General features: G+C 72.2%; 27 protein-coding genes, 1 tRNA gene and 1 rRNA gene. 19 read left to right on the top strand and 10 right to left on the bottom strand.

Annotated features, from left to right (window positions below; genetic code table 11):
• Positions 1-80 (top strand): 5S ribosomal RNA (gene rrf / locus ACWAUO_RS04035); the annotation flags it as partial.
• A gap of 109 nt (positions 81-189) precedes the next feature.
• Here the strand turns inward: rrf and ACWAUO_RS04030 are convergent.
• Together ACWAUO_RS04030 and ACWAUO_RS04025 are read right to left on the bottom strand one after the other, a co-directional pair.
• Entirely contained in the window at positions 190-1,647 is a 1,458-nt protein-coding gene (locus ACWAUO_RS04030) for a flavin monoamine oxidase family protein (protein ID WP_460773263.1), read from the bottom strand.
• Positions 1,592-1,903, bottom strand: coding sequence for a hypothetical protein (locus ACWAUO_RS04025; protein ID WP_460773261.1), 312 nt, complete (start codon positions 1,901-1,903; stop codon positions 1,592-1,594). Before ACWAUO_RS04025 ends, ACWAUO_RS04030 begins: the two co-directional genes overlap by 56 nt.
• A 94-nt stretch (positions 1,904-1,997) precedes the next feature.
• Here ACWAUO_RS04025 and ACWAUO_RS04020 point away from each other — a divergent pair, with 94 nt between their 5' ends.
• Complete coding sequence (locus tag ACWAUO_RS04020) at positions 1,998-2,483, top strand: hypothetical protein (protein WP_460773259.1); 486 nt, start codon at positions 1,998-2,000, stop codon at positions 2,481-2,483.
• Positions 2,483-2,944: a hypothetical protein gene (locus ACWAUO_RS04015; protein ID WP_460773257.1), complete on the top strand. Its 462-nt coding sequence runs from the start codon at positions 2,483-2,485 to the stop codon at positions 2,942-2,944. Before ACWAUO_RS04020 ends, ACWAUO_RS04015 begins: the two co-directional genes overlap by 1 nt.
• Before the next feature lie 19 nt (positions 2,945-2,963).
• Here ACWAUO_RS04015 and ACWAUO_RS04010 read toward each other — a convergent pair.
• Positions 2,964-3,037: transfer RNA gene (locus tag ACWAUO_RS04010), tRNA-Gly, on the bottom strand.
• A gap of 58 nt (positions 3,038-3,095) precedes the next feature.
• Here ACWAUO_RS04010 and dcd point away from each other — a divergent pair.
• Both dcd and ACWAUO_RS04000 read left to right on the top strand, forming a co-directional pair.
• A complete protein-coding gene (gene dcd / locus ACWAUO_RS04005) occupies positions 3,096-3,701 on the top strand; it encodes a dCTP deaminase (RefSeq protein ID WP_460773255.1) in 606 nt (201 codons plus the stop codon).
• Positions 3,679-4,899 carry a sensor histidine kinase gene (locus ACWAUO_RS04000; protein ID WP_460773254.1) on the top strand — a complete coding sequence of 407 codons (1,221 nt, stop codon included), beginning with the start codon at positions 3,679-3,681 and terminating at the stop codon, positions 4,897-4,899. Before dcd ends, ACWAUO_RS04000 begins: the two co-directional genes overlap by 23 nt.
• 57 nt (positions 4,900-4,956) lie before the next feature.
• Here ACWAUO_RS04000 and ACWAUO_RS03995 read toward each other — a convergent pair whose 3' ends face one another.
• Positions 4,957-5,523: a hypothetical protein gene (locus tag ACWAUO_RS03995; protein ID WP_460773253.1), complete on the bottom strand. Its 567-nt coding sequence runs from the start codon at positions 5,521-5,523 to the stop codon at positions 4,957-4,959.
• Between the two features lie 108 nt (positions 5,524-5,631).
• Between ACWAUO_RS03995 and ACWAUO_RS03990 the strand changes: the two genes are divergently transcribed.
• The 4 genes from ACWAUO_RS03990 (at position 5,632) to ACWAUO_RS03975 (ending at position 9,033) form a co-directional block, all read left to right on the top strand.
• Positions 5,632-6,168 carry a MarR family winged helix-turn-helix transcriptional regulator gene (locus tag ACWAUO_RS03990; RefSeq protein WP_460773251.1) on the top strand — a complete coding sequence of 179 codons (537 nt, stop codon included), beginning with the start codon at positions 5,632-5,634 and terminating at the stop codon, positions 6,166-6,168.
• A 129-nt stretch (positions 6,169-6,297) separates the two neighbouring features.
• Entirely contained in the window at positions 6,298-7,257 is a 960-nt protein-coding gene (locus ACWAUO_RS03985) for an alpha/beta hydrolase (protein WP_460773250.1), read from the top strand.
• 52 nt (positions 7,258-7,309) lie between these two features.
• Positions 7,310-8,302: a hypothetical protein gene (locus ACWAUO_RS03980; RefSeq protein ID WP_460773248.1), complete on the top strand. Its 993-nt coding sequence runs from the start codon at positions 7,310-7,312 to the stop codon at positions 8,300-8,302.
• A 95-nt stretch (positions 8,303-8,397) separates the two neighbouring features.
• A complete protein-coding gene (locus ACWAUO_RS03975; RefSeq protein ID WP_460773247.1) occupies positions 8,398-9,033 on the top strand; it encodes an NADPH-dependent F420 reductase in 636 nt (211 codons plus the stop codon).
• A 36-nt stretch (positions 9,034-9,069) separates the two neighbouring features.
• Here ACWAUO_RS03975 and ACWAUO_RS03970 read toward each other — a convergent pair whose 3' ends face one another.
• Complete coding sequence (locus ACWAUO_RS03970) at positions 9,070-10,428, bottom strand: MFS transporter (protein ID WP_460773246.1); 1,359 nt, start codon at positions 10,426-10,428, stop codon at positions 9,070-9,072.
• A gap of 255 nt (positions 10,429-10,683) precedes the next feature.
• Here ACWAUO_RS03970 and dnaK point away from each other — a divergent pair, with 255 nt between their 5' ends.
• From dnaK to ACWAUO_RS03945, 5 genes are all read left to right on the top strand, one after another.
• Positions 10,684-12,555: a molecular chaperone DnaK gene (dnaK, locus tag ACWAUO_RS03965; protein WP_460773244.1), complete on the top strand. Its 1,872-nt coding sequence runs from the start codon at positions 10,684-10,686 to the stop codon at positions 12,553-12,555.
• Between the two features lie 9 nt (positions 12,556-12,564).
• The gene (locus ACWAUO_RS03960) at positions 12,565-13,149 is read left to right on the top strand and encodes a nucleotide exchange factor GrpE (protein WP_460773242.1); all 585 of its coding nucleotides are present in this window, start codon (positions 12,565-12,567) and stop codon (positions 13,147-13,149) included.
• Between the two features lie 9 nt (positions 13,150-13,158).
• The gene (locus ACWAUO_RS03955; protein ID WP_460773241.1) at positions 13,159-14,142 is read left to right on the top strand and encodes a DnaJ C-terminal domain-containing protein; all 984 of its coding nucleotides are present in this window, start codon (positions 13,159-13,161) and stop codon (positions 14,140-14,142) included.
• A 19-nt stretch (positions 14,143-14,161) separates the two neighbouring features.
• On the top strand, positions 14,162-14,596 hold the full coding sequence (locus ACWAUO_RS03950; protein WP_460773239.1) for a heat shock protein transcriptional repressor HspR: 435 nt from the start codon (positions 14,162-14,164) through the stop codon (positions 14,594-14,596).
• A 101-nt stretch (positions 14,597-14,697) separates the two neighbouring features.
• Positions 14,698-15,471: a potassium channel family protein gene (locus ACWAUO_RS03945; RefSeq protein WP_460773237.1), complete on the top strand. Its 774-nt coding sequence runs from the start codon at positions 14,698-14,700 to the stop codon at positions 15,469-15,471.
• 22 nt (positions 15,472-15,493) lie between these two features.
• On the opposite strand, the gene ACWAUO_RS03940 is transcribed toward ACWAUO_RS03945, so the two are convergent.
• Positions 15,494-16,084, bottom strand: coding sequence for a hypothetical protein (locus tag ACWAUO_RS03940; protein WP_460773236.1), 591 nt, complete (start codon positions 16,082-16,084; stop codon positions 15,494-15,496).
• 157 nt (positions 16,085-16,241) lie between these two features.
• Between ACWAUO_RS03940 and ACWAUO_RS03935 the strand changes: the two genes are divergently transcribed.
• Both ACWAUO_RS03935 and ACWAUO_RS03930 read left to right on the top strand, forming a co-directional pair.
• Complete coding sequence (locus ACWAUO_RS03935) at positions 16,242-17,447, top strand: glycosyltransferase (protein ID WP_460773234.1); 1,206 nt, start codon at positions 16,242-16,244, stop codon at positions 17,445-17,447.
• A gap of 5 nt (positions 17,448-17,452) precedes the next feature.
• On the top strand, positions 17,453-18,679 hold the full coding sequence (locus tag ACWAUO_RS03930; protein ID WP_460773233.1) for a glycosyltransferase: 1,227 nt from the start codon (positions 17,453-17,455) through the stop codon (positions 18,677-18,679).
• On the opposite strand, the gene ACWAUO_RS03925 is transcribed toward ACWAUO_RS03930, so the two are convergent.
• Complete coding sequence (locus tag ACWAUO_RS03925; protein ID WP_460773231.1) at positions 18,657-18,911, bottom strand: hypothetical protein; 255 nt, start codon at positions 18,909-18,911, stop codon at positions 18,657-18,659. The genes ACWAUO_RS03930 and ACWAUO_RS03925 overlap by 23 nt on opposite strands.
• Before the next feature lie 86 nt (positions 18,912-18,997).
• Here ACWAUO_RS03925 and ACWAUO_RS03920 point away from each other — a divergent pair, with 86 nt between their 5' ends.
• From ACWAUO_RS03920 to ACWAUO_RS03910, 3 genes are all read left to right on the top strand, one after another.
• Complete coding sequence (locus tag ACWAUO_RS03920; protein ID WP_460773230.1) at positions 18,998-20,011, top strand: GlxA family transcriptional regulator; 1,014 nt, start codon at positions 18,998-19,000, stop codon at positions 20,009-20,011.
• A 106-nt stretch (positions 20,012-20,117) separates the two neighbouring features.
• Positions 20,118-22,316: an ATP-dependent Clp protease ATP-binding subunit gene (locus ACWAUO_RS03915; protein WP_460773228.1), complete on the top strand. Its 2,199-nt coding sequence runs from the start codon at positions 20,118-20,120 to the stop codon at positions 22,314-22,316.
• A gap of 235 nt (positions 22,317-22,551) precedes the next feature.
• The gene (locus ACWAUO_RS03910) at positions 22,552-23,406 is read left to right on the top strand and encodes a UbiA family prenyltransferase (protein WP_460773226.1); all 855 of its coding nucleotides are present in this window, start codon (positions 22,552-22,554) and stop codon (positions 23,404-23,406) included.
• 151 nt (positions 23,407-23,557) lie between these two features.
• Here the strand turns inward: ACWAUO_RS03910 and ACWAUO_RS03905 are convergent, their stop codons facing one another.
• Genes ACWAUO_RS03905 through ACWAUO_RS03895 form a run of 3 tightly spaced genes read right to left on the bottom strand, consistent with a single transcriptional unit; the run spans position 23,558 to position 26,533 of the window.
• Positions 23,558-24,697 (bottom strand): FAD-dependent oxidoreductase, encoded by a 1,140-nt coding sequence (locus tag ACWAUO_RS03905; RefSeq protein ID WP_460773224.1) that lies wholly within the window; start codon positions 24,695-24,697, stop codon positions 23,558-23,560.
• On the bottom strand, positions 24,690-25,388 hold the full coding sequence (locus ACWAUO_RS03900; protein WP_460773222.1) for a methyltransferase domain-containing protein: 699 nt from the start codon (positions 25,386-25,388) through the stop codon (positions 24,690-24,692). Before ACWAUO_RS03900 ends, ACWAUO_RS03905 begins: the two co-directional genes overlap by 8 nt.
• Positions 25,385-26,533, bottom strand: coding sequence for a type III polyketide synthase (locus ACWAUO_RS03895; protein ID WP_460773220.1), 1,149 nt, complete (start codon positions 26,531-26,533; stop codon positions 25,385-25,387). The genes ACWAUO_RS03900 and ACWAUO_RS03895 overlap by 4 nt, the downstream gene beginning before the upstream one ends.
• Between the last annotated feature and the right edge of the window lie 23 nt (positions 26,534-26,556).

Below are 26,556 nucleotides of genomic sequence, written 5' to 3'. Positions count from 1 at the left end.
TTCCGAACCCGGAAGCTAAGCCTCTCAGCGCCGATGGTACTGCAGGGGGGACCCTGTGGGAGAGTAGGACACCGCCGAACTTCTTTCGTGAAAGAGCCATCCCAACGCTGGGATGGCTCTTTCTCGTTACCCCACAGCCTCGCCGCCCGCCCCGGCGGGCGCACGGAATCCGCCGCCCGCCGGCAGCGATCAGGCACGGATGCCGACGGTCGCTGTCTGCAGCAGGCGCTTGGCCTCGCGGATCCCGGAGAGCCAGGCGCCGTCGACCATACCGATGAGCGGGTGTGTCGCCTCGCCGGCGAACAGGACGCGGCCGTGCGGTGCAGCGAGGGCTTCACGGTCGGTGTAGACGGTGTCGGGCTCGGTCGAGGTCGTGACGGTGGAGTACGAGCCGAGCGTGAACGGGTCGGTCGTCCACGCGGTGGCGACGGCGTCGCGGACCGGCGGCAGCTCGCCACCGAGCGCCTGCGCGAGCACCTGCGCGACCAGCTCGAGCCGCTCGCCCTCCGGCAGCCGGGCCATGTCTGCCGCCTGGTCGCCGGCACAGGTCGCGATGAACACCGGCCGATCCTGCCAGGCGCGGTAATCCATCACCATCGGCCATGCGCCGCGGGCGGTGCGGCCCATGAGGTGGCGGACGGCGTCGCCCTCCCACACCGGTGCGTCGAAGGCGATGACGACCTTCTCGAACGTGCCGAAGCCGATCCGCTCGATCGCCGTCTGCTTGTCGGCGGGCAGCGGCGGGTCGAATGCGATGGCTGCGGACTTCAGCACTCCGAGCGGCGCCGTGACCAGTACATGGTCGGCGTCCACTCGGGAGTCCCCGCATTCCAGCGTGACGTCGTCGGCGCGTTGACGGATCGCGGTCACCACCGATCCGAACCGCACGTCGACGCCCTCGGCGAGCCGACGGATCAGGCGCCCGTACCCGCCGACGGGGAACATGTCGTGGTGCTCGGCGGCGGGCTCTTCGTCCTCGTCGAGGCCGAGCACGAAGCGTCCATAGTTGCCGAGGGTCACATCGCGGGCCGGCTCCGCGTCGTACTCGGCGAGGAAGGCGGTGAGCGCGTCGACGGCTGCGGGCGAGGCACCTGCGCCGACGCGCCGCATCGCTTCATCGAACGTGAGCGCACTCTCGCCGGCTTCGATGAGGCGGGTGAGCGCGTCGGCGGAACCCTCCGCGAGCTCGACGAATTCAGCGCGCAGGCGCTCGTCGGGGAACGCGCCGGTCGCCGGGTCGAGCATGGCGAAGTCGGGCATCATGTCGTGGAACGTCGCCGAGACGAGCTCGATGCCCCACCGGTCGAGGAGCGGCACGAGCGGCGAGCCGACGCTGTCGTGCGCCCAGGCGCCGCCGAGATCCACGGGTGCCCCGCCCACCTCGGCGGTGTGCAGACGTCCACCGATCCGGTCTCGCGCCTCGAGCACGATCACCTCCCGACCGGCGTCACGGAGCGCCCGTGCTGCGGCGAGGCCCGCGATCCCGGCGCCGATCACGACGACGGTGCCGTCGTCGGCGACCGGTAGCCGCGGGACGGTGCTCGTGCCATCGTCGAACGAGAGGACGTCGTCGGCGGATGCGGGCGAAGCGTCAGACTGCGGCAGGGTTCCACGCTGCCACGGCCGCCGCCGACGAACGGTGTCCACCGTGGCGGGCGGAACGGCGTGTGAGCGACAGGCGGGCGAAACCGGACGGGAGGGGGACGCCGGGCATGATTCCTTCGTCCGCGTCCATGAGCGGGAACAGGACTGCTGTGCATGACAGGAAGGCGATGAGCTCCCTGGTGTCCAGGCCCTCGAAGTCGAAGCTCCAGCCGTCGGCCCAGGCGGCGAGATCCAGGCCGTGAATGAGCTCATCGATGCTGCAAAGGTCTGCCGTGCGCTGCGCGTGACCCAGGGCCATCCGACGAGGCGAAAGCAACCCAGACCTGTTGGACTGCTCTTGGTGTACCCCTGGAGTCTTGCATGGGGCTCTGTTCTCCAGTACTCTGGCTTACATGACAAACCTCGTGAATATCCCGGTGCCGGCGGAATTCGCCGATGAAGTTCGCCGATTCGCGGCCTTCATCGCCGCTGATCGTGCGGAGCAGGCCAAAGCACCTGCCCGCGAACTCGACGGGATCCCTGACTACCCGCTGTGGAGCGATGACGACGTCGTCGCTCTCGCCAGTGCGGGCACGACCACCGCCGCGCATTTCCGGAAGATCATGGACGCGGTCCTCGAACGCGACGCGGTCGGTTCCTGGGTGTCCATCGCGGATCTCGCGAAGTGGACGGGGGAGAAGCCGAGCGCGATCGCAACTTTCCGGACCCATCTGTATCGATGGGTGAATGCGCACATGCCTTCAGGCACGATGGCACCGTTCACAGGCAAGCCAGGCAACGAACTTCGCCCGCCTCGCGGCCGCGAAGTCCACTACCGCGTGTCCGCGGCGTGCGCCGCACAGTGGTCGCGCATTCAAGATCGACTGGAGAACCGGTGATGCGTTACGAGAACATGCTCATCGACACCGCGTACAACCTGGCCGAGATTGAGAACCGAGAGCGCAAGCCGGGGCATCCCCTTGAGAATCAGTGCACCTACTGCCTGAATCTGAAGAACCCGGCGTGGTACCCAGTCGCCGACATTCAAGTGGTGCGCATCTGGAGGATCAACAGCGTCTACACACCAGGGAAGGGCGGAGCGGACAGCGGCGGATGGTACTCATGGAGGTGTCCACGTCACTCCTTCGACGGAAAGCCCTCTCTTTACGCCGAGAACGCCCCGCAGCACCTGCGCCCGAAGTACACACACCGCTGTAAGACACCGGTGCTCGGTCGGCCCTGCGGTCAGGTCGCGGTGGGATTCCTTGACGAACGCTGGCTCTGCGACGAGCACGCTCGCCCCATCATTCTCCGCCTTCGCGCCGAGGAGTTACTGCGCGCCGAGACCGACATCGAGTAGGCGCTCTGGAAGTCACAATTGGAGGGGCTGACGGGAATCGAACCCGCGCTGTCTGCTTGGGAAGCAGAAGTTCTGCCATTGAACTACAGCCCCGTACGCCAGGTGGCGTCCCGCAAGCATAGCAAAGCCGCATCCTCGGTAGGCTGACCCCGTGCTGCTCTCCGATCGCGACATCACCCAGGAACTCGCTTCCGGCCGCATCGGGCTGGAGCCGTCGGATGCGGCGATGATCCAGCCGTCGAGCGTCGACGTGCGCCTCGACCGCTACTTCCGGCTGTTCGACAACCACAAGTACCCGTTCATCGACCCCGCACAGGACCAGCCGGAGCTCACCCGGCTGATCGAGGTCGCGCCCGACGAACCGTTCATCCTCCACCCGGGCGAGTTCGCCCTCGGTTCCACGTTCGAGCGGGTCTCGCTGCCCGACGACATCGCCGCGCGCCTCGAGGGCAAGTCGTCGCTCGGCCGGCTCGGGCTCATCACCCACTCGACCGCGGGCTTCATCGACCCCGGCTTCAGCGGGCACGTCACGCTCGAGCTCGCGAACGTCGCCACCCTGCCGATCAAGCTGTGGCCCGGCATGAAGATCGGCCAGTTCTGCTTCTTCCGCCTGAGCTCGCCCGCCGAGCACGCCTACGGGTCGGGTGCGTACGGCAACCGCTATCAGGGGCAGCGCGGGCCGACCGCATCCCGCTCGTTCCAGAACTTCCACGTGGCCGACGTCGGCGTCACGGATGCCGGATCCGACGGCCGGTGACGGCTCGACGCAGCACATGCACGCCGATCACCTGATCGACGAGTACGGCGTGCTCGAGCGCACGCCCGACGCGCTCCAGTCCGTCGTCGAACTCGCCGCCTACGTCGCCGACGTGCCCAAGGCGACCATCAACATCATCACGACCGAGCACCAGCACCAGATCGCCGCGGTCGGCTTCGACGCCGCGATCTGCCGGCGGGAGGACTCGATGTGCGCGATCGGCCTGCACCACGGGCGGCCCATCGCCATCCCCGACGCGAGCGCCGACCACCGCTACCGCGACAACCCCTTCGTCACCGGCGAGCTCGGCGGGGTGCGCTTCTACGCGAACCACCCGCTCGTGCTGCGCGGGGTGCCGATCGGCACGCTCTGCGTCTTCGACGACAAGCCACGTGAGGTCGACCACGGCCGCCGGGCGCTGCTCGCGAGCCTCGCCGACCGGGTCGTCGACATCCTCGAACTCGAACGCCAGGCGCGCCGCCTGCAGACCGCGCTCGACCAGGCGCAGGCGCTCCGCGACGAACTCGCCCGCTCGAACGACCGCCTCTCCGCCTTCGCGGGGCAGATCAGCCACGACCTCGCCTCGCCGCTCACCGCCATCGCGTTCTCGCTGGAACTGCTCCAGGAGCAGTTCGACGGCGATCCCGCGACCCCGGCACCGGTCACCGGCTGGATCGACTCGGGCCTGCGCGGCGTCGCGCGCATGGAGGCGATGATCCACGACATCCTCGCCTACGCCCGCGTCGGTGGGCAGCTCAGGCATGTGCCGGTCGACCTCGCGGAGCCGGCGCAGGCGGCCGCCGCCGACCTCTGCGTCCCCGCCGGCGACCCGCGCATCGTCATCGGCGAGCTGCCGACGGTCTACGGCGACCCCACCCAGCTGCGCGCGGTGTTCCAGAACCTGCTGTCGAACGGGCTGAAGTTCGGCGGCGACGACCCCCGCGTCGAGGTCGTGGCCGTCCGCGGCGACGACGCCTGGCGCATCGAGGTCGCCGACCGCGGCATCGGCATCGACCCGGGCGACGTCCACCGCGTGTTCGACCCGCTCGTCCGCGCGCAGAAGGAGATCGACGGGAGCGGGATCGGTCTTTCCACGTGCCGTCGCGTCGTGCAGGCGCACGGCGGTGACATCGGGATCCGCCCGCGCGAGGGCGGCGGCGCGGTCGCCTGGTTCACGATCCCGTTCGACCACCGCTGACACGACGACACCGCCCGGGTGCATGACCCGGACGGTGTCGGTGATGGTGGTCGCGCCTCAGACGCGGCCGGCGGCGCGGAAGCCCGCCTCGAACCCGCGCTCGAAGGCGCCGGTGTCGCGGGCGGATGCTGCGCCGTGGCCCTTGCCGCGACCGCGGCCGTGACCGTGGCCGCCGCGCGGGTGCCCGTGGCGGTGCGGCTCGGCGGCGAAGCCGTGGCGGCAGCGCTCCGCGCGGGGGTCGCCGCCCTCGGGCGTAAAGCCCTCGGGGCCGAAGCCCTCGGGTGCGAATCCTCCGGGAGCGAAGCGCTCGCGTCCGCCGAAGCGGGGGCCGAAGGGCCGTCCGAAACCGCGGCCGAACGGGCGGCCGTGCTCCGTGCGCTCGTCCCAGCCGAGCGCACGGGCGATCGCCTCGAGGGTCGCCGCGGTGGTCGCGGCATCCTCGGGCGACACGGCCGCGGCGATGCGGGCGTCGAGATCGGCCGCCGCCTGGGCGGGGTCGGTGGCGCCGCCGCGCGCGGCGTGGCGGAACTGGGCGCGCGCGGAACGCGCTGCGGCGCGGAGCCAGAACGTGAGCGTGCGCTCGTCGGGCGTGGGGGTCTGGGTGTCGTCGATGGGGTTCGTCATGGGAGTTCCTCTCGGTGCCGCGGTCCGCGGCGGTTACTTGTCATATTGCATGTACATGCAGTGTGACATGCATGCGGACACATGTCAAGAGGCATGTATCTTTGAGGCATGACCGCCGACGGAACAGCCCGCGACGAGATCGACCGGATCGCCGCAGCGCTCAGCCGGCTCCGGGGGCCGCGCCGCCCCGGGCGCGGCGAGCACGACCACGCGCACCACGGCCCCGGCGCGCACGGCGGCCCACGCCCCTGGGGAGGCGGCTTCCCGCCAGGACCGCCCCCGTGGGCCGGCGGACCCCACGCCCGCATGGGCGGCCCGGCGCGGTTCCGGATGCTGGATGCCCTGGCCGCCGCATCCGAGCCCCTGTCGGTGAGCGAGCTGGGGGAGGCGATCGGGGTCGACCAGCCCCGCGCGTCCCGGCTCGTGCAGCAGGGGGTCGACCTCGGCCTGGTGCGCCGCGAGGCGGATCCGGCCGATGCCCGGCGGACGCGCATCGCGCTCACCGATCAGGGCCGGGAGGCCGTCCGCGGCTTCCGGGGCGAACGGCGCGAGACGGTCTCCACCGCGCTCGAGGGCTTCACCGACGCCGAACGCGCGGAGCTCGCGCGCCTGCTCACGAAGCTGGCCGAGGCCTGGCCCCGCTGACCCCCCCGCCGTCCGGCGGGGCGCGCCGACCGCATCCGCCCGGGATGGCGGGTGCGGCGCGTCCGGCGTGTCGAGGACGATGAAGACGGGCCCGCACCGGGTCCCACCCACAGGAACGAAGGAGTTCTCATGGCCCTCACCCGTCCGCCGTTCGATCCCGAACTCGACGCGGCCCTCGCGCTCATCGCGGAGCAGATGCCGCCGACCCTGACGGTGGAGATGATCCCGCTGCTCCGCTCCGCCCCGATGCTCGCCGTCGCGGCGGACGACCTCGACGTCGCGGGCATCGAGGCCCGCGACGTCGTGGTCCCCGGTCACGACGGCGCCGAGATCGAGATGACGATCCTGCAGCGGGCCGGCCGCACCGGCACCGGCCCCGGCATCTTCCACACCCACGGCGGCGGCATGATCATCGGCGACCGGTGGACCGGCGTGAGCGCGTTCCTCGACGCGATCGTGCGCCACGACGCGGTCTTCGTCACGGTCGAGTACCGCCTGGCGCCCGAGTTCCCCGACCCGGTGCCGGTCGAGGACTGCTACGCCGGCCTCGTCTGGACCGCGGACCACGCCGCCGAACTCGGCATCGACCCCGACCGGCTCATGATCGCCGGCGGCAGCGCGGGCGGCGGCCTCGCGGCCGGTGTCGCGCTGCTCGCGCGCGACCGGAAGGGGCCGGCCCTGTGCGCGCAGATGCTCATGTACCCGATGCTCGACGACCGCGACAGCACCGTCTCGACGATGCAGATCGACGGGGTGGGCGTCTGGGACCGCGGCAGCAACCTCGTCGGGTGGACGGCCCTCCTCGGCGACCGCCGCGGCGGCGACGACGTCTCGGTGTACGCCGCGCCTGCGCGGGCCACCGATCTGTCCGGACTCCCTCCCGCGTTCATCGACTGCGGCAGTGCGGAGGTCTTCCGCGACGAGGACGTCGCCTACGCCGGCGCCATCTGGGCCGCCGGGGGCGAGGCCGAACTCCACGTGTGGCCCGGCGGCTTCCACGGGTTCGAGAACTTCGTCCCGCAGGCACGGCTCGCGCAGGAGATGATCGGCGCCCGCACCCGCTGGCTGGACCGGGTGCTCGGCGCCTGAGGCGGGCCGCCCGGCGGCCGCATAGGATGACCTGCACAGCGAAGGGGCTGTCATGCAGGAACTCGCCGGGCGGCTGACCGCCCTCGACCCGGAGGCGAGCGAGTCGCTTCGGGTCATCACGTACTTCGACGCGCTGGTCGCCGGCGGGGCCGGGATGGAATCGGTCGCCCGCGCGGCCGCCGTGCTGAGCGGTGTCGCCGCGGGCGTCGACCAGGACCGTCCCGTGCGAGTGGGGCCCGACGGGGTGCGGTCCCCGGAGCCCGGCACGCCCGGGCGTTGGCCGCAGACGAGCGCCTCGGGCGGTCCGGTCGTCTGGATCGAGCGGGACGGCCGGCCGCACGCGAACGACGCCATGATCCTGGAACGCTTCGCGCTGTCGGCCGCGATCGTCGCCGCGACCGGGCACCTGTCGCACGCGGGTGCGCTGGAGGCGCTCGTCGATCCGGAACGGTCGGCGCAGCAGCGGGCGCGGATCGCCGACCGGCTGCGGCTCGATGCACGCCGCGGCATCCGCATCGTGGCGCTGCCGGCCACCGCACCCGAGCCGACGGGCGGGCCCACCGCGACGGTCCTCACCGCCCGGGGCGCGGTCCGCATCCTCGTGCTCCGCGCAGGCGAGGCCGTCGACACGGTGCCCGCCGGATTCGTCGACGTGGAGATCGAGGCGGCGCCGCAGGGCTGGGAGGAGGCGCTCATCGCACTCCGGCTCGCCGGACCCGACGACGCCGTGGATGCGGCCGGGTACGGGCTGCTCCGCCTGCTCTGGCGCGACCCGCACGCCGCCGATCATCCCGACGTGCACGCCCTCTCGGCGCTCGACGACCGGGCGCTCCGCATCCTCGACGCGCTGTCCGAGACCGACAGCATCCGCGCCGCGTCGGCCCGGCTCGGCATGCACCACAGCTCCCTGCAGGAGCGGCACGGGCACCTGCGCGAACGGCTCGGCTACGACCCGCGCGACCCCCTCGGTCGTGTCCGCTACCGGTCCGCTCGGATGCTGATGCGGCTGTCCGAAGACGGTTCGGAGGCGGAAGGGCCGCGCTGACCCCCCCGCCGTCCGGCGGCGCACGCCGACATCCCCCATGCGCCGTTGCGGCGCGTCGCGGGAATTCCTGCGCCCGCTACGGGTTGACCCTCCGCATGACCACAGTGGGAATCATCGGAGCAGGACACATCGGATCCACCCTCGCGAAGGGACTCGTCGACCGCGGCTACGACGTCGTCATCGCGAACTCGCGCGGCCCGGAGACCCTGGCCGGCCTCGTGGCGGAGCTCGGTCCCCGCGCGCGGGCGGCGACCGCGGCGGATGCTGCGGCGGCAGGGGACTGGGCCGTCGTCACCGTGCCGCTGAAGGCGCTCGGGCAGGTGCCGGTCGAACCGCTCGCGGGCAAACTCGTCGTCGACACGAACAACTACTACTGGGAGCGCGACGGCCGCATCGCCGAGCTCGACGAGGGGCGCACCACCACCTCGGAGCTGCTGCAGCGGCACCTGCCCGCATCCACCGTCGTGAAGGGGTTCAACCACATCATGTCGGGCCAGATCCTCACCGACGGCACCCCGGCGGGAACGCCCGACCGGCGCGCGCTCGCCACCGCCGCCGAGACCCCCGAGGCGCTGGCGTTCATCACCGCGCTCTACGACGAGTTCGGCTACGACACCGTGAGCGTCGGCCCGCTCTCGGAGAGCTGGCGTGTCGAGCGTGACCGCCCCGCCTACGTCGTGCGCCAGAACGCCGACGAACTGCGCGAGAACCTCGCCCGCGCCGAGCGCTGACCCGGCCCTCGCGGCGGCGGAGCGGGCCGAGGGCGCTCAACGCCCGGCGCGCTTCGCCGCCCGCACCGGGATGAGTAGCAGCAGTCCGATGAGCAGCACCGCCACGATCCCCAGGATGCCCCAGTACTGCGCGCCGCCGATCGTGACGAACAGGCCGAACGCGGTGGGCGCGAGGAACACGGCCGCCCGCCCGGTGGTGGCGTAGAGGCCGAACACCTCGCCCTCGTGCCCGGCCGGGATGAGCCGGGCCAGGAAGGTGCGGGATGCGGACTGCGCGGGCCCGACGAACAGGCACAGGATGAGGCCGAAGATCCAGAACATCATCTGGCCGGCGTCGTGGAAGAGGAAGACGCACCCGCCGCTGAGGACGAGTCCCACCAGCGACACGATGATGAGCGGCTTCGGACCGAACCGGTCGTCCAGCGTCCCGGAGAGCATCGTGGCCAGACCCGCGACCACGTTGGCGGCGATCGCGAAGATGATGACCTCGCCCGCGCTGAAGCCGAACGTGCCTGCGGCGAGCACGCCGCCGAAGGTGAAGACGCCGGTCAGGCCGTCGCGGAAGATCGCGCTGGCGAGCAGGAAGTACACGGTGTTCCGGCTCTCCTGCCACAGCCGGCGGATCGTGGCGAACAGCTCGCGGTAGGCGCCGATGAGGCCCCGGCGCTCGCTCTCCCGGTACAGCGGCGTGTTCTCGGGCACCGCGAACAGCACCGGCAGCGCCGACAGCGCGAACCAGAGGGCGGCGACGCCCATCGAGACGCGGACGGCCATGCCGTCCTCGCCCGTGACCCCGAAAAGGCCGACCTCCGGGTTGATGAAGCCGAAGTACACGATGAGCAGCAGCACGATGCCGCCGATGTAGCCCATGCCCCAGCCGAAGCCCGACACCTTGCCGAACGAGCGGGGTGAGGAGATCTGGGTGAGCATCGCGTTGTAGTTGACCGAGGCGAGCTCGAAGAAGACCGTGCCGACGGCGAGGAGGGCCAGCCCGAACCAGAGGAACGCCGGGTCGGGGCGGACGAGGGTCATCAGCGCGAGACACGCCACCACGACGCCGGTGTGGATCGCGAGCCAGCGCTTCCGGTGCGACGAGGCGTCCGATCGCTGCCCGGTGATCGGGGCGATCAGCAGCACGATGACGCCCGCGCCGGCGAGGGCCCAGGACAACGCCGCCGAGGTCTCGGTCTCGCTGCCGAACGAGCTGCTCGTGAGGTACACCGTGAAGACGAACGTCGTCGCGACCGCGTTGAAGGCGGCGGAGCCCCAGTCCCACAGCCCCCAGGCGATCACCGGTCCGCGACGGGTGCGTTCGGGGGCCCGGTCCCCGGCGGCCATCGAGGCGAGTGCCTCCGCGGGGACGGGGATGGGGGCGTCCGGTTCCATGTTCGGCATGGTGGGACCCTTCGGTGAACAGCCGGTGGCGGGTCCGTTGCCCGCCGCGCCGCATCGTCGTGGCGCCCGCTCACTGTATCCCGCGGCGGCGAGTCCGCCCGTGCATCAAACTTGAGCTGGCTCATGTCAAGTTCGGTTGACGTGCCGACCGGGGCGCGGTATCGTTGAGTCATCGCGGCTCAACCTCGAGACCGCGCAGAGACTTCCACGAACGAACGAACGGGCCGGTCCCGGCCCTGACAAGGAGAGACACACATGCCTCGTGCAGTTGGAATCGACCTCGGTACGACGAACTCGGTCGTCAGCGTCCTCGAGGGCGGCGAGCCGAAGGTCATCGCGAACGCGGAGGGCTTCCGCACCACCCCGTCGGTCGTCGCCTTCACGAAGGACGGCGAGGTGCTCGTCGGCGAGACCGCCAAGCGTCAGGCCGTCACCAACGTCGACCGCACCCTCACCTCCGTCAAGCGCCACATGGGCACCGACTGGAAGACCCAGCCGATCGACGGCAAGCAGTACACCCCGCAGGAGATCTCCGCCCGCATCCTGCAGAAGCTCAAGCGCGACGCCGAGCAGTACCTCGGCGACTCGGTGACGGATGCGGTCATCACCGTCCCCGCCTACTTCAACGACGCCGAGCGTCAGGCCACGAAGGAGGCCGGTGAGATCGCGGGCCTCAACGTGCTCCGCATCATCAACGAGCCCACCGCCGCTGCGCTCGCGTACGGCCTGGACAAGGGCAAGGAGGACGAGCTCATCCTCGTCTTCGACCTCGGTGGCGGTACCTTCGACGTCTCGCTGCTCGAGGTGGGCAAGGACGAGGACTTCTCCACCATCCAGGTGCGTGCGACCGCCGGTGACAACCGCCTCGGCGGCGACGACTGGGACCAGCGCATCGTGGACTACCTCATCAAGCAGTTCAAGGACACCACCGGCGTCGACGTCTCGGGTGACAAGATCGCCCTGCAGCGGCTGAAGGAGGCCGCCGAGCAGGCGAAGAAGGAGCTCTCCAGCTCCACCTCGACCTCGATCAACCTGCCGTACCTGTCGCTCACCGAGTCCGGCCCCGTGTCGCTGTCGGAGACGCTGACCCGTGCGAAGTTCGAGGACCTCACCAAGGACCTCCTCGACCGCACCCGCAAGCCCTTCGACGACGTCATCCGCGAGGCCGGCATCAAGGTCGACGACATCGACCACGTCGTGCTCGTCGGCGGTTCGACCCGTATGCCCCAGGTCTCCGAGCTGGTGAAGAAGCTCACCGGCGGCAAGGAGCCCAACAAGGGCGTCAACCCGGACGAGGTCGTCGCCGTCGGCGCCGCCCTGCAGGCCGGTGTCCTCAAGGGTGAGCGCAAGGACGTGCTGCTCATCGACGTCACCCCGCTGAGCCTCGGCATCGAGACCAAGGGCGGCATCATGACCAAGCTCATCGAGCGCAACACGGCCATCCCGACCAAGCGCAGCGAGACGTTCACGACGGCCGACGACAACCAGCCGTCGGTCGCGATCCAGGTCTTCCAGGGCGAGCGCGAGTTCACCCGCGACAACAAGCCGCTGGGCACCTTCGAGCTCACCGGCATCGCCCCGGCGCCGCGCGGCATCCCGCAGATCGAGGTCACCTTCGACATCGACGCGAACGGCATCGTGCACGTGTCCGCCAAGGACAAGGGCACCGGCAAGGAGCAGTCGATGACCATCACCGGCGGCTCGTCGCTGCCGAAGGAGGACATCGAGCGCATGGTGCGCGAGGCCGAGGAGCACGCGGCCGAGGACAAGAAGCGCCGCGAGTCGGCCGAGACCCGCAACCAGGCGGAGACCCTCGCGTACTCGATCGAGAAGCTCATCAAGGAGAACGAGGACAAGCTCCCCGCCGAGGTGAAGGACTCGGTCCAGGCCGACGTCGACGCGGTCAAGACCGCGCTCGCCGGTGAGGACGACGACGCGGTGAAGACCGCCTACGACAAGCTCACGCAGAGCCAGAGCCAGCTCGGCGAGGCCATCTACCAGGCCGCGCAGGCCGAGGGGCAGCCCGCCGATCCGTCCGCGACCGACCCGGGTGCCGGCACCGTGCCGAACCCCGAGGAGGACGTCATCGACGCAGAGGTCGTCGACGACGAGGACGACAAGAAGTAAGACGGACTCATGACGGACAAGAACTTCGAACCGCAGGACGGCGACGAGGTTCGGCCCGGCGAGGAGGGGTCGGAGGCGCAGGCCTCCGACCCCGCTTCGCAGGAGCCGGACCTGACGGTCGACGACATCCTGAACGCGACGCAGACCGATGACGCCGCGGTCGCCGAGGCGGACCCCGCCGAGCACGACCTGCTGCTGGACCTGAAGCGTCTGCAGGCCGAGTACGCCAACTACCGCCGCCGCACCGAGGAGCAGCGCGAGGTCGAGATCGAGCGCGCCAAGGGCTCGGTCGCGAAGGGCCTGCTGCCGGTGCTCGACGACCTCGACCGTGCCGCCAAGCACGGCGACCTGGTCGAGGGCAGCCCCTTCACCGCGATCGCGGAGAAGCTGCGCGGTGTGGCCGAGCGGATGGGGCTGCAGGCCTACGGCGAGGCCGGCGAGGCCTTCGACCCGCAGCAGCACGAGGCGATCTTCCAGCAGCCGACCCCCGGCACGACCGAGGCCACCGTCCTCGAGGTCGTCGAGGTCGGCTACCGCCTGGGATCGGTCGAGCTGCGGCCGGCGAAGGTCGTGGTCGCCGTCCCGGCGGACTAGGAGGCTCCCATGGCCAGTCAAGACTGGTTCGACAAGGACTTCTACAGCGTCCTCGGCGTCGGCAAGGACGTCTCCGAGGCCGACCTGAAGAAGACCTATCGCAAGCTCGCGCGGAAGTACCACCCGGACTCGAACCCGGGCGACGCCAAGGCCGAGGCGAAGTTCAAGGAGATCAGCGAGGCGTACAGCGTCCTCTCCGATCCCGAGCAGCGCCAGGAGTACGACCAGATCCGCGCCATGGGCTCCGGCGCCCGCTTCACGGCGGGCGGCGGTGGCGCCGGCGGCTTCGAGGACGTGTTCTCGATGTTCGGTCAGGGCCGCGGCGGCCGGTACGACGACGGCAACATGGACGACTTCTTCACGATGTTCGGCCAGGGCGGCGGCTTCGGCTCCGGCCGGTTCGGGCAGCCCACCGGCGGCTTCCGCGGGTACGGCAGCCCCACCAAGGGCGCCGACGTGACCGCGCGCACGACGCTGGACTTCATGACCGCCGCGAAGGGCGAGACCATCACCCTGCAGGGCGAGGACGGCAAGCCGTTCAAGGTCAAGATCCCCGCCGGCGTCGCCGACGGGCAGAAGATCCGGCTCCGCGGCCGCGGCCGGCCGTCGCACGACGGCGGCGAGAACGGCGACATCGTCGTGCAGATCGCGGTGCGGCAGCATCCGGTCTTCCAACGCGACGGGCTGAACCTGCGCGTCACCGTGCCGGTCACCTTCACCGAGGCCGCGCTCGGCGCGACCATCGAGGTGCCCACGCTCGACGGCGACACGGTGAAGCTGCGCGTCGCCCCGGGCACCCCCTCGGGACGCGTGCTGCGCGTGAAGGGCCGCGGCATCAAGACCCAGAAGGGCACCGGCGACCTGCTCGCCGAGGTGCAGGTCGCCGTGCCGTCGCACCTCGACGGTGCGGCGAAGGAGGCGCTCGAGCGGTTCCGCGAACTGGAACCCGACGAGAACCCGCGCGCCGACCTCATGGCCAAGGCCCGGAGCTGACGGAGGGGAGGTGAGACCCATGGCCGACGACACGCTCGACGAGGACGCCCCCGTCTTCGCGATCGCGACCGCGGCGGAACTGGCGGGCATGCACCCGCAGACGCTGCGGCAGTACGACCGCCTCGGTCTCGTGGTGCCCGCCCGCACGAAGGGCGGCTCCCGTCGCTACTCGCTGCACGACGTCGCGCTGCTGCGCGAGGTCAGCCGGCTCTCCGCCGACGGCATGAGCCTGCCGGCGATCGCCCGCATCATCGAGCTCGAGAATCGCGTGCGCGAGCTGCACAGCCGCGTGCAGGACCTCGAGGCCCGGATGCAGGAGGAGCTCTCCCGCCGTCCCGGCGCCCGCGTCTTCGCCGCCGGGACGAGCGGACCGGTCATCACGCTGCGCTCGGGGACCCGCGTGCGGCGCTCGACCGACGTGGTGGTGTGGCGGCCCCGACGCGAACTGTCCTGACCTCCTGGTCCGACGGCTTCGCGTCCGCCCCGACGCGAACTGTCCTGACCTCCTGGTCCGGCCGCTTCGCGCCGGGGCCGCGGCGCCCCTAGAGTGCAGCTGTGGATGCTGCAGCGGCCGACCATCGGGGTGACAACGCGCGGACGAGGCGTTGGTCCCGTGCGTCGTACTGGCCGCTGACCGTCGCCGCGCTGCTGTTCATCGTCGTGCGCACCGCCCAGGTGCTCGGCGACCTCCAGGGCTATCCCCGTGTCGTCACCCTCACGCTGACGCTGGTGCTGTGGCTCGTGTTCATCGTCGACTACCTCGCGCGGTTCCTCCTCGCCGGCCGCGCCCGGTGGGTCTGGTGGCGCCATCACCTGTTCGACCTCGCCGTCATGCTCACCCCGGCACTGCGCCCGGTGCGGCTGCTCGACGCCGCCACCCGCATCCGCATCTTCAACCGCACCGCCGGAAACATGCTCCGCGCCCGGTTGCTCATCTACGGCATCGGCGCCTCGCTGTTGCTCATCTGGGACATCTCCCTCGCCGTGCTCGAGAACGAGCGGCACGCGCCGGGGGCGAACATCACCACCTTCGGCGACGCCGTGTGGTGGGCGTTCTGCACCGTCACGACGGTCGGCTACGGCGACTACACCCCGGTGACGTTCCAGGGCCGCGTGCTCGCGGTCCTGCTCATGCTCGGCGGCGTCGTGCTCGTCGGGCTCGTGGTCGCGACGTTCTCGTCCTGGGTGACCGACCGGGTCGCCCGCGGCCACGACGACCAGATGCCCGCGACCCGCGCCGACATCACCGCGCTGCGGAAGCTCCTCGATCCCGACGCGCGAGTGGGCGGTGGTGGCGGGGATACGGCCCCGGAACCCCGCCACGACTGACCACTCGCGCGGGGCAGGGGGATCAGGCCGGGGGGAGGCGCAGGACGTCGGCGCCGCCGAGCGGCAGGTCCTCGACCGCGCGGAGCGTGCGTGCGAGCGCGTCCACGGCGGGCAGCGCGGTGCCGAACCGCTCCCGGTCGCCGCCGACCGCCTGCAGTGTCACGAGGTGCGTGCCGAGGTCCCAGGTGTACGTCGCGAACGGCGGCGCGCTCGGATTCCGCGGCAGCGGCACCACGAGCCGTTCGCCGTTGCCCAGGTGGGGGTTCCGGAAATCCTCGGTGTCGTCGTACTCCATCGGCATCATGGCGCGGGCGGTCCGCAGCTGCGGCGTCGCCTCCTGCACCTGCGCGAGCGCCACGACGAGCTCCGGATCGGCCTTCCACATCCACGCCAGCACCCGGCCGTCGGCCCGGCGGATCAGCAGCGGCGCCGCCTGGCTCGCCGCCCATGCCGCGAAGCCCGAGCCCGGGCGGGGTTCGGCGCCGGACGCGGCGTTCGCGCCCGCCAGCAGCATCCCGATCGCCCGCTTGCGGTGGCGCCGGCCGCGCAGTCCCAGCGAACCGGTCACCGGCACCCAGGTCTCGGCGGGGGCGTCCGCCTGCAGTCGCAACATGACACCAGGGTACGTGGCCCGCAAGGCCCGCCCTGAGGGTCGCTCCCAGGTGGGACAAGGCCTGCGAGGTACAGTGGGAACCCATCGCGCGCACCCTGACGCGACCCCATCGCGCGCATCCGACGCGACCTTCGCAGAGATAGGCAGCCACCGTCCCGTGACTTCCCCCGCGACCACCCCCGACGGCGAGTCCGACGACCGCCTCACGATCCTCATCGGGGCGGACACGTTCACGCCGCACGTGAACGGCGCCGCCCGCTTCGCCGAGCGACTCGCCGCCGGCCTCGTCGCCCGCGGCCACGACGTGCACGTCATGGCGCCCAGCGCCGGGCACGCCAACAGCGGTGTCTTCCGCGAGGAGGTGGAGGGCGAGGAGATGACCGTCCACCGCCTGCCGTCCTACCGCTGGGCCCCCCACGACTGGCTCACGTTCGTGCTGCCGTGGCGTGTCCGCCACTACGCGCGGAAGGCGCTCGACGAGGTCAAGCCCGACGTCGTGCACATCCAGTCGCACATCGTCATCGGCCGCGGCCTCGCCCGTGAGGCCCGCAAGCGCGGCATCCCGGTCATCGCGACCAACCACGTGATGGCCGAGAACATCCTCGACTTCACCACCCTGCCCGACGCCCTGAACAAGGTGCTCCTCAAGTGGGCGTGGGGCGACGCGAAGCGTACCTTCGCCCTCACCCGCGCGGTGACCACCCCCACGCGCCGCGCCGCCGACTTCCTCGAGTCGACCATCGACATCCACGGTGTCATCCCGATCAGCTGCGGGATCGACAAGTCGAACTACACGCCCAACCTCGGTCCGCGCGACGCCAACCGCATCCTGTTCGTCGGCCGCCTCACCACCGAGAAGCAGATCGACGTGGTGCTGCGTGCCATGGCGAAGCTCGACCCCGCGCTCGACGTCACCTTCGACGTCGTCGGCAGCGGCGACCAGCGCAAGGCCCTCGAGCAGCTGGCCGCCGAGCTCGGTCTCACGGAACGGGTCACGTTCCACGGGCACACCTCCGAGGAGGAGCTGCGCTCGCTGTACTCGCGCGCGACGGTGTTCGCGATCGCATCGATCGCCGAGCTGCAGTCCATCGCGACCATGGAGGCCATGGCATCCGGGCTCCCGGTCGTGGCGGCGGATGCGGTGGCGCTCCCGCACCTCGTGCACGACGGCGAGAACGGGTACCTGTTCACCCCGGGCGACGCCGACGAGCTCGCCGCGCGCCTGACCGACGTGCTCACCGCCGAGCCCGAGGAGCGGCTGCGGATGCAGCAGGCCTCGCTCGACGGCGTGAGCATCCACGACATCAACCGCACCCTCGACACCTTCGAGGCGCTCTACCGCGGCGAATCGCTCCCCGAGTAGCCGCCGTGCACGTCGTGTTCTTCGGCGACCAGCACCTCGAGTCGCTGGGCGGCGCGCAGGTGTCGATGCGGCTGCAGCGCCGGTTCCTGGAGCGCGCCGGACACACCGTGACGGTGGTCGCGCCGCGGATGTTCCGGGCGCACGACGACGATCCCGGCTACCTCGACCTGCCGGCGATCCCCATCACGCCCGATCGCGAGTACTCGCTGTCCTGGCCGGGCCGGCGCACCGACCGGCGCCTCGACGAGGCCATGGCCTCGCGCCCGACGGTCGACGTCGTGCACGTGCAGGCCGACTTCTGGGGCGCGTTCATCGGGCACCGGTTCGCCGCCCGGCACGGGCTGCCCGTCGTCCACACCATGCACAACCGCGTCGACGTCGGCATCGCGGCGGTCGCGCCGTTCCCGTCGCTCGTGCTGCGGGTGCTGAACCTGTGGCAGCGGCGCGCGCTCGCTCGGACGTCCGCGCATGGAGACCCTCGGACCCCGGCCGATGCTCCGACCTCCGCGTCCGACGGCTGGGCGTACCTGCGACGGTTCGCCGTGCGCTCGGATGCGGTGACCGCCCCGTCCGGGCACTTCGCGCGCCGGCTCGAGGCCAACGGCGCGGTGCCCGCGGGCGGCGGCGTCGACGTGATCTGGAACGGCATCGACGACGACCTGCTCGCGGCGGTGCCGCGCGACGGGCGACGGCCGGGGCGCCCGCGGTTCGTGTGGGTGGGGCGGATGAGCCCCGAGAAGCGGCTGCTGCCGTTCCTCGACGCGGTGGCCGCATCGGGGATCGACGCCGACGTCGAAATCATCGGCGGGGGCGGACAGCTGCGGGCGGCGGGGCGCCTGCTCGCGAAGCGGCGACCGGCCGCATCCGTGTCGTTCGCGGGACGTCTGCCCTACGCCGAGACGCTGCGTCGGCTCGCGGCGGCCGACGCCGTGGTGCAGACCTCGATCGGGTTCGAGACCCAGGGGATGACGGTGTTCGAGGCCGCGTCGCTCGGCACGCCGGCCGTCGTGAGCGACCCCGACATCGCCGCCGAGCTCGGCGGCGGGGTGTGGGCGCCGACGGACGGCACGGTGGCCGCGCTCGCCGCGACCCTCCGCGCGGCGGCGGCGGACATCACGGCGGGCACGGCCCCGAGCCCGGAGGCGACCGTGGCGGAGCGGTTCCGGCAGTCGTCGCGGACCGCCGCCATGGTCGGGGTGTACGAGCGGGTCACCGGGTCGCGCCGGCCCTGACACGCGCTGCGCGGCGGGCGGCACGCCGCCGCGGGACCGCCGCGTGCGCGGCCGTCGGGGGTGCGGTGGCGACGTCGTCGGCGATCGGGTCGAGGCCTGGTTCGTCGCGGCGTTCATGGACCTGGGTCCAGTCGGTGGGTGCGGGGCGGTAGCCGTCGCCGAGCATCGCGGAGATGGTGGCGACGATGCCCAGGAGGGCGAGGATGCCGAGGATGCTGAGGAAGGTGATCATGGCAGGAAAACTACGCCTGGCGTGATCGCGCCAACAGTGGCAGAATCGACACACTTCGACCGAAATCTGCCACACCGGAGGCTCCCATGGAAAGCGTCGCCGTCATCGTCCAGCCCGGCTTCGCGCCGTTCGAATTCGGGCTCGCGTGCGAGGCCTTCGGCCTCGACCGATCCGCCGACGGCATCCCGAACTTCGACTTCCGGATCTGCAGCACCGAGCCGGGGCTCGTGCCATCGAACCTGGGGTTCTCGATCACCGTCGACCGGGATCTCTCCGCCGCGGAGGACGCCGACCTCGTGGTGGTCGCACCCGTCGTCCGCGAGCGCTGGACCGACATCGACGAGCGGATCGCGGGCGTCCTCCGCCGGGCCGTCGAGCGGGACGCATGGCTGCTGAGCGTGTGCTCCGGCGCGTTCGTGCTGGCCGCATCCGGGGTGCTCGACGGGCGCCGCGCGACGACGCACTGGATGTACGCCGACACCATGGCGCGCATGTACCCCGCCATCACGGTGGACCCCGACGTGCTCTACGTGCAGGACGGCAAGATCATCACGAGCGCGGGCACCGCGGCCGGCCTCGACGCCTGCCTGCACCTGCTGCGCCAGGAGATCGGCGCCGAGGCGGCGAACATGGTCGCCCGCCGCATGGTCGTGCCGCCGCAGCGCGACGGCGGGCAGGCGCAGTTCATCACGAAGCCCATCGCCGAGACCTCGTCGCTCTCGCTCGCCCCGGTGACCGACTGGATGCTGGCGCACCTGCGCGACGACCTCACGGTCGACCAGCTCGCCGCCCGCGCGCATATGTCGCCGCGCACCTTCGCCCGCCGGTTCCGCGCCGACATGGGCACGACCCCCGCCGCGTGGCTGAACCGGCAGCGGGTGCTGCACGCGCAGCGGCTGCTCGAGCGCACCGACATGGGGCTCGACCGGATCGCCGACGAGTGCGGGTTCGGATCGGCGGCGGTGCTGCGGCAGAACTTCTCGCGCGTGCTGGGCACGACCCCCACGGCGTACCGGGCGCGGTTCTGCTGCACGCCCGAGGCGACCGCCGCCGCCCGCTCGGCCGCGCCCGGGGCTGCGTCCGCAGAGTCCGCCGCCTGAGTGCGGCCCAGGTCAGCTCGACAAACGGTCGCGGAAATCGAACCGGGATGATAAAGTTGAGCCAGCAGGACTCAAGTTCACAGTCCCGAAGATTTCAGGAGATCGCATGAACGCAACGCAACAGCCGGGGCAGGAGGAAGCGCAGAGCGCCCTCGAGCAGTTCGGCATCAACCTCACCGAGCGCGCCCGGCAGGGCAAGCTCGATCCCGTCATCGGCCGCGACAGTGAGATCCGTCGCGTCAGCCAGGTGCTCACCCGGCGCACCAAGAACAACCCCGTCCTCATCGGCGAGCCCGGCGTCGGCAAGACCGCCGTCGTGGAGGGTCTCGCCCAGCGCATCGTCGCAGGCGACGTCGCGGAGTCGCTGAAGGGCAAGGAGCTCGTCTCGCTCGACATCTCCGCGCTCGTCGCCGGCGCCATGTACCGCGGCCAGTTCGAGGAGCGCCTGAAGAGCGTCCTCAAGGAGATCACCGAGTCCGACGGCCGCATCATCACCTTCATCGACGAGCTGCACGTGCTCATGGGTGCCGGTGGCGGTGAGGGCTCCGTGGCCGCATCCAACATGCTCAAGCCCATGCTCGCCCGGGGCGAGCTGCGGCTCATCGGCGCGACCACCCTCGACGAGTACCGCGAGTTCATCGAGAAGGACGCGGCGCTCGAGCGCCGCTTCCAGCAGGTGTACGTCGGGGAGCCGAGCGTGGAGGACACCATCGCGATCCTCCGCGGGCTCAAGGAGCGCTACGAGGCGCACCACAAGGTCGCCATCGCCGACGGCGCGCTCGTGGCCGCCGCATCCCTCTCGAACCGGTACATCCCGGCGCGGCAGCTGCCCGACAAGGCCATCGACCTCATCGACGAGGCCGCGTCTCGGCTGCGCATGGAGATCGACTCGGCGCCGCTCGAGATCGACGAGCTGCGCCGGCACGTCGACCGGCTGAAGCTCGAGGAGCTCGCGCTGAAGAAGGAGAAGGACCCGGCGTCGAAGGAGCGGCTCGAGAAGCTGCGCGAGGACCTCGCCCAGGAGGAGCTGCGGCTCGGAGAGCTGCAGGCCCGGTGGGAGCAGGAGCGCGCGTCGCTGAACCGGGTCGGCGAGCTGAAGACCCGACTCGACGCCGCCCGCGTCGAGGCCGAGCGCGCCCAGCGCGAGGGCAACCTGGAGAAGGCGTCGCGACTGCTGTACGCCGAGATCCCCGCGCTCGAGCGGGAGCTCGGCGTCGCCGAGATGGCGGAGTCGAGCGGTGAGCGCATGGTCAACGACCAGGTCACCGACGAGGACATCGCGGCGGTCATCGCCGCCTGGACCGGCATCCCGGTCGGGCGGCTGCTGCAGGGCGAGACCGAGAAGCTCGTGCATCTGGAGGCCGAGCTCGGCAAGCGCCTCATCGGGCAGAAGGAGGCCGTGAAGGCCGTGGCGGATGCGGTGCGCCGCTCCCGTGCCGGCATCAGCGACCCGAACCGGCCCACCGGCTCGTTCCTCTTCCTCGGCCCGACCGGTGTCGGCAAGACCGAGCTGGCGAAGGCGCTCGCGGAGTTCCTCTTCGATGACGAGCACGCCATGGTGCGCATCGACATGTCCGAGTACGGCGAGAAGCACTCGGTGTCGCGGCTGGTCGGCGCCCCTCCCGGCTACGTCGGGTACGAGCAGGGCGGCCAGCTCACCGAGGCCGTGCGGCGACGCCCCTACTCGGTCGTGCTCCTCGACGAGGTCGAGAAGGCGCACCCCGAGGTGTTCGACGTGCTGCTGCAGGTGATGGACGACGGCCGGCTGACCGACGGCCAGGGCCGCACGGTCGACTTCCGGAACGTCATCCTCATCCTCACCTCGAACCTGGGGTCGCCGATCCTCATCGACCCGACGCTGTCGACCGAGGAGAAGCGCGAGCAGGTGCAGGCGCTGCTGCGGCAGGCGTTCCGGCCCGAGTTCCTCAACCGGCTCGACGACACCGTGATGTTCCAGGCGCTGAGCCAGGACGACCTGGCCCAGATCGTGGAACTGTCGGTCGACGCGCTGCAGCGCCGCCTCAAGGACCGCCGTCTCGTGCTGGCCGTCACCCCGGACGCCCGCGCCTGGCTCGCCGAGCGCGGGTACGACCCGGTGTTCGGCGCGCGGCCGCTGCGCCGCCTCATCCAGTCCGAGATCCAGGACCGCCTCGCGATGGCGATCCTCTCCGGCGGGGTGCGCGACGGTGACGTGGTGCGCGTGGACGTCGCCGCCGACGGCTCGCAGCTCGTGCTCACGAGCGAGGGCCCGTCGGCGTCGCCCGCGGACGACGACGTCATCGAGGCCGAGCTCATCGAGGACTGACCCCGCGCGCGATGCGTCGCTGCGCGTGATGCGTCGCTGTGCGCGCGATGCGTCGCTCCGCGCGCGATGCGTCGCTGCGCGCGCGAGCCACCCCCTTTTCTGCGAGCCACCCCCCTTTCTGCTGCAGGAAGGGGGGTGGCTCGCAGAAAGAGGGGTGGGTCGGCGCGGTGTGTGGGTCGGCGGGGTGCGCGCAAGCCTGCGGGGAGTGAGCGGGCGACGCGGCTAGCGTCGGGACATGCACCGTGCCGCATCCGCCGTCGGGGCCCTCTGGGCCTCGTCGCATCCGGGCCCGACCCTCGTCGTGACCGCACTGTCGGGCGCGCTCGGGGTGGCTGCGGGGCTGGATGCTGCGCGCATCGCGCTCCTGGTCGTCGCGGTGTTCGCCGGGCAGCTGTCGGTGGGCGTCTCGAACGACGCGATCGACGTGGACCGCGACCGCGCCGTCGGCCGGACGGACAAGCCGATCGCCCGCGGCGATGTCGGCGTCCGCACCGCCTGGATCGCCGCGCTTTGCACGCTCGCCGTCGCGCTCGTGCTCAGTGCGGTGCTCGGCGGATGGATGCTGCTCGCACATGCCGTGCTCCTGGCATCCGCCTGGTCGTACAACGCGGGGCTCAAGGCGACGCCGTGGTCGGTGGCGCCGTTCCTGCTGAGTTTCGGGCTGTTCCCGTCGCTCGCGACGCTTGCGGCCGACCCGCCGCAGCTCGCGGCGTGGTGGGCCACGCTCGCCGGCGCGGTGCTCGGCGCCGCCGTGCACCTGACGAACGTGCTGCCCGACCTCGACGACGACCGGCGCACCGGCGTCCGCGGTCTGCCGCACCGGCTCGGCGCCCGGGTCTCGGCGGTGCTCGCGGCGCTCGCCGTCGCGGGCGGGGCGGTCGCCGTGCTCGTCGGCTCGGTCGGCGGCGACCTCGGTGCGGTCCCGGTGGTCGGGTGGGTGTGCTTCGTCGCGGTCGTGCTCGTCGCGGCGGCCGCCGCCGTCCTCGTCCTCCGCGGCACCGCGGGCCGCGTGGTGTTCCGACTCGTGATGCTCGCGGCGCTCCTGCTTGCCGCACAGCTCATGACCACCGGGGTGCCCCTCGCCGGCTGACGGTGGTGCCGCGGGTCTCGCCCGCGTTCAAAACTCAGGACGGATCGCCGCGGCTGCCGTGATCACGCGGATCGCCGGGCGGCGCGACCGAAATGTCCTGAGTTCTGCACACACGCAGGCCAGCACGCACACGCCGGTGACGGGCCCCGGCTCACGCGTCGCGGTCGAAGCCCATCGCGTAGGCGTGGGCGAGGAGCAGGGCCCCCGGCGGCAGCAGGGCGAGGCGCAGGGCGAGGCGGCGGGCGGCGTCGGCGCGCGGATGCAGCGGCCGCCCGAGTGCGGTGTTCAGCGCCGCGATGCGCGCGGCGGTCCGCGCGGACGCGACGCGCCGCCGCTCCCACGCGTCGAGGCCGGCGGGCGGGATGCCGGTGCGCACCCAGTCCGCGAGGGGCGGTGCCAGCGTCGCAGCGTCCAGCAGCCCGAGGTTCATGCCCTGCCCGCCGATCGGGCTGATCTCGTGCGCGGCGTCGCCGATCACGAGCATCCGTCCACGCCGGAGCGCGGGCGCGACGACCCGCCGCACCCGGAACCCGCTCGCCTCCCGCACGGTGGCCGCGTCCTCGGGGAAGCCGTGGGCGATCAGCGCGTCCCGCATCCGATCCCGCCGTTCGCCCTCGCCGGTGCGGTCGGGGTCACGGTCCCACGCGACGAACCGCCGTCGCCCGCCGGGCAGCGGGAACGACTCCAGCACGCCGGTCGGCCCCAGGTGCACCGTCGCGACGGGCGCGGATGCGGGGACCGCCGTGTCGGTCATGAGGTACCGGTCCCGGTACTCCCGGGGACGCAGCGCCGCCGGCCGGTAGGCGAGGTCGCGCCCTGCGGCCCCGCCCGCGACGACGACGATCCCGGCGTCGACCTCACCGGCATCCGTGCGCACCCGCATCCGCTCGCCGTCCGGTGCCACCGCGAGCACGTGAACCCCGCGGACCGGTGGCGGGGCGTCCGCGCCCACCGCCGCCTCGGTGGCCGCCTGCGGCAGCGTCGCGACGAACGGGAACCGCCGATGGAGCCGGTCGAAGCGCACGGTGCCGAGGAGCGCGCCGCCGCTGCGCGCCTCGCCGCTGGACACGCGAACCGCGCCGGCGAGGAGCCGCTCGGTGGTGCCGCCGGTCTCGAGCGCCGCCAGCGCGGGCGCGTGCACGCCGATCGCGCGCGTGCCGCCGCCCGCCGTGGCCCGGCGCTCCAGCACGACCGGGTCGACGCCCCGGCGGGCGAGCTCGGCCGCGAGGAGGAGCCCGACGGGGCCCGCGCCGACGATAACGACCGGCGCGGTGCCCGGCAGCTCAGGCACGACCCCGGCCGATCGCGAGGAGACGGAACGGCACCGGCCGGGCAACCGTCCAGTCGCCGGTGGGCGTCAGCTCGCGCTGCAGCTCGCCGGCGCGGAAGCTCCGCCGGATCGAGCGCAGGCCGTCGGTGCGCAGGAACGTGCCCGGCGCGAGCGGCGTGATCCCGGCTGCATACAGCGCGTAGGGGAGCGCGCCGCGCTCGATGTCGGCGTGCAGCACCGGGCCGCGGGCGAGCGCGAGCGAATCGGCCGCGAACGCCGCCAGCGCGGGGCCGTCGAGGTGGTGGAGCACGTGGTTCGACACCACCACGTCGAAGCGCTCGCCGGCGGCGAGGAGCGCGGCGGAGTCCGCGGCGACGAACGTCACGCCGTCGCCCGCGAACCGCCGCGCGACCGGCAGCGCGCGGTGGTCGGGATCCGCGCCGACCCACGTCGCCTCGACGCCGTCCGCCCGGGCGAGGGCCGCGAGCCGGGCGGTCACGTCGCCGCCGCCGCATCCGAGGTCCAGCACCCGGGCGGGCCGGCCGAGCGAGCGCAGCGCCGGGCCCAGCACGCGGCGGTACACGGTGCGCCAGCCCGACACGAGCCGGTTCACGGTGTCGAACCGCCGCAGGGTGCGGGCGAGTCGCACCGGGTCGCAGTCGGGGTCGTCCATGAGCTCGGTGAGCCCGCGGTCGCGTTCGCGCAGGCTCATGCCCCGGCCCCGGCCCCGGCCCCGGCCCCGGCGCCGGCCCCGGTGGCCCTGGCCCCGGCCCCCGCCCCGGTGCGGCGGCGGAGCATCGCCGACTCGACCGTGAGGCCCGGCCCGAAGGCGAGCAGGCCCACGCCGGCACCGTCGGCGAGCGCGGGGTCGTCGAGCAGGTCGCGCAGGATGAACAGCACGGTGGCGCTCGACATGTTGCCGTAGTCGCGCAGCACCCTGCGGGACGGCGCCATCGCCGCCTCGTCCAGGCCGAGCCCGTCGGCGACGCGGTCCAGGATGCTGCGGCCACCCGGGTGCACGGCCCACGCGTCCGCGTCCATCAGATGCGCCGCCGCCTCGCGCACCTCGCGGCCGACGATCCGCGGCACCTCGGCGGTGAGCACCATCTCGAAGCCCTCGTCGCCGACGGTCCAGGTCATCTCGCCCTCGCCGTCGGGCACGAGCGCGGTGCCGAACCCGCCGAGCTCGAGACCGGGCGCCCCGGCGCGGACGACGGCCGCCGCCGCGCCGTCGGCGAAGACGGATGCGGCGACGATCTGCTGCGGGTCGTCGGACGCGCGGATGTGCAGCGAGCACAGCTCCGCGCACACGACGAGGACGACCGCATCCGGGTCGGCGAGCACGAGCCGGTGCGCGGCGCGGAGGGCCGGCACGGCCGCGGCGCAGCCGACGAAGCCGTGGTGGTACCGCTCCACGGTGGGCCGCAGGCCCAGGTCGCGGACGAGCAGCACGTCGGGGCCGGGGGCGAACAGCCCGGTGCACGAGACCGTGATGAGGTGCGTGACCGCATCCGGGTCGATCTCCCCCCGTTCGAGCGCGTCGCGGGCGGCGGCGGCGAACAGCGGCGGCGCGAGCCGGCGGTACTCGGCGGAGCGGGCGGAGGTCGCGGGGGAGCGGAGGGTGCCGTCGTCGTCGCGGATGCGGAGGGCCTGACTGTCGGACGGGTCGACGAGCCCGCGGAGCACGGTGTGCCGGTGGTCGATCGCCGCGGCGTCGAAGGCGGCGTGCACGAGCCTGCGGCCGAGCCGGTCGAGCCCGGGCTGCGCCGTGAACAGGTCGCGGACCTCCTGCTGCGTCAGGCGCGTCGGCGGCACGGCGGTGCCGATGGACACGATGGCGGGCGCGGTGCGGGGCATGCTTCACGGTAGGCACGCGGCAT

The sequence above is a fragment of the Microbacterium sp. GXF7504 genome (genome assembly GCF_054798235.1).
This window is presented reverse-complemented; position numbering and strand designations above follow the sequence as displayed.

Bases quoted from the DNA above. Each gene is read 5' to 3' on its own strand.
- ACWAUO_RS04025 (WP_460773261.1), bottom strand. From the start codon at position 1,903: ATGGCCCTGGGTCACGCGCAGCGCACGGCAGACCTTTGCAGCATCGAT.
- ACWAUO_RS04020 (WP_460773259.1), top strand. From the start codon at position 1,998: ATGACAAACCTCGTGAATATCCCGGTGCCGGCGGAATTCGCCGATGAA.
- ACWAUO_RS04015 (WP_460773257.1), top strand. From the start codon at position 2,483: ATGCGTTACGAGAACATGCTCATCGACACCGCGTACAACCTGGCCGAG.
- ACWAUO_RS04000 (WP_460773254.1), top strand. From the start codon at position 3,679: ATGCCGGATCCGACGGCCGGTGACGGCTCGACGCAGCACATGCACGCC.
- ACWAUO_RS03995 (WP_460773253.1), bottom strand. From the start codon at position 5,523: ATGACGAACCCCATCGACGACACCCAGACCCCCACGCCCGACGAGCGC.
- ACWAUO_RS03990 (WP_460773251.1), top strand. From the start codon at position 5,632: ATGACCGCCGACGGAACAGCCCGCGACGAGATCGACCGGATCGCCGCA.
- ACWAUO_RS03985 (WP_460773250.1), top strand. From the start codon at position 6,298: ATGGCCCTCACCCGTCCGCCGTTCGATCCCGAACTCGACGCGGCCCTC.
- ACWAUO_RS03980 (WP_460773248.1), top strand. From the start codon at position 7,310: ATGCAGGAACTCGCCGGGCGGCTGACCGCCCTCGACCCGGAGGCGAGC.
- ACWAUO_RS03975 (WP_460773247.1), top strand. From the start codon at position 8,398: ATGACCACAGTGGGAATCATCGGAGCAGGACACATCGGATCCACCCTC.
- ACWAUO_RS03970 (WP_460773246.1), bottom strand. From the start codon at position 10,428: ATGCCGAACATGGAACCGGACGCCCCCATCCCCGTCCCCGCGGAGGCA.
- dnaK (WP_460773244.1), top strand. From the start codon at position 10,684: ATGCCTCGTGCAGTTGGAATCGACCTCGGTACGACGAACTCGGTCGTC.
- ACWAUO_RS03960 (WP_460773242.1), top strand. From the start codon at position 12,565: ATGACGGACAAGAACTTCGAACCGCAGGACGGCGACGAGGTTCGGCCC.
- ACWAUO_RS03955 (WP_460773241.1), top strand. From the start codon at position 13,159: ATGGCCAGTCAAGACTGGTTCGACAAGGACTTCTACAGCGTCCTCGGC.
- ACWAUO_RS03950 (WP_460773239.1), top strand. From the start codon at position 14,162: ATGGCCGACGACACGCTCGACGAGGACGCCCCCGTCTTCGCGATCGCG.
- ACWAUO_RS03940 (WP_460773236.1), bottom strand. From the start codon at position 16,084: ATGTTGCGACTGCAGGCGGACGCCCCCGCCGAGACCTGGGTGCCGGTG.
- ACWAUO_RS03925 (WP_460773231.1), bottom strand. From the start codon at position 18,911: ATGATCACCTTCCTCAGCATCCTCGGCATCCTCGCCCTCCTGGGCATC.
- ACWAUO_RS03920 (WP_460773230.1), top strand. From the start codon at position 18,998: ATGGAAAGCGTCGCCGTCATCGTCCAGCCCGGCTTCGCGCCGTTCGAA.
- ACWAUO_RS03915 (WP_460773228.1), top strand. From the start codon at position 20,118: ATGAACGCAACGCAACAGCCGGGGCAGGAGGAAGCGCAGAGCGCCCTC.
- ACWAUO_RS03910 (WP_460773226.1), top strand. From the start codon at position 22,552: ATGCACCGTGCCGCATCCGCCGTCGGGGCCCTCTGGGCCTCGTCGCAT.
- ACWAUO_RS03900 (WP_460773222.1), bottom strand. From the start codon at position 25,388: ATGAGCCTGCGCGAACGCGACCGCGGGCTCACCGAGCTCATGGACGAC.
- ACWAUO_RS03895 (WP_460773220.1), bottom strand. From the start codon at position 26,533: ATGCCCCGCACCGCGCCCGCCATCGTGTCCATCGGCACCGCCGTGCCG.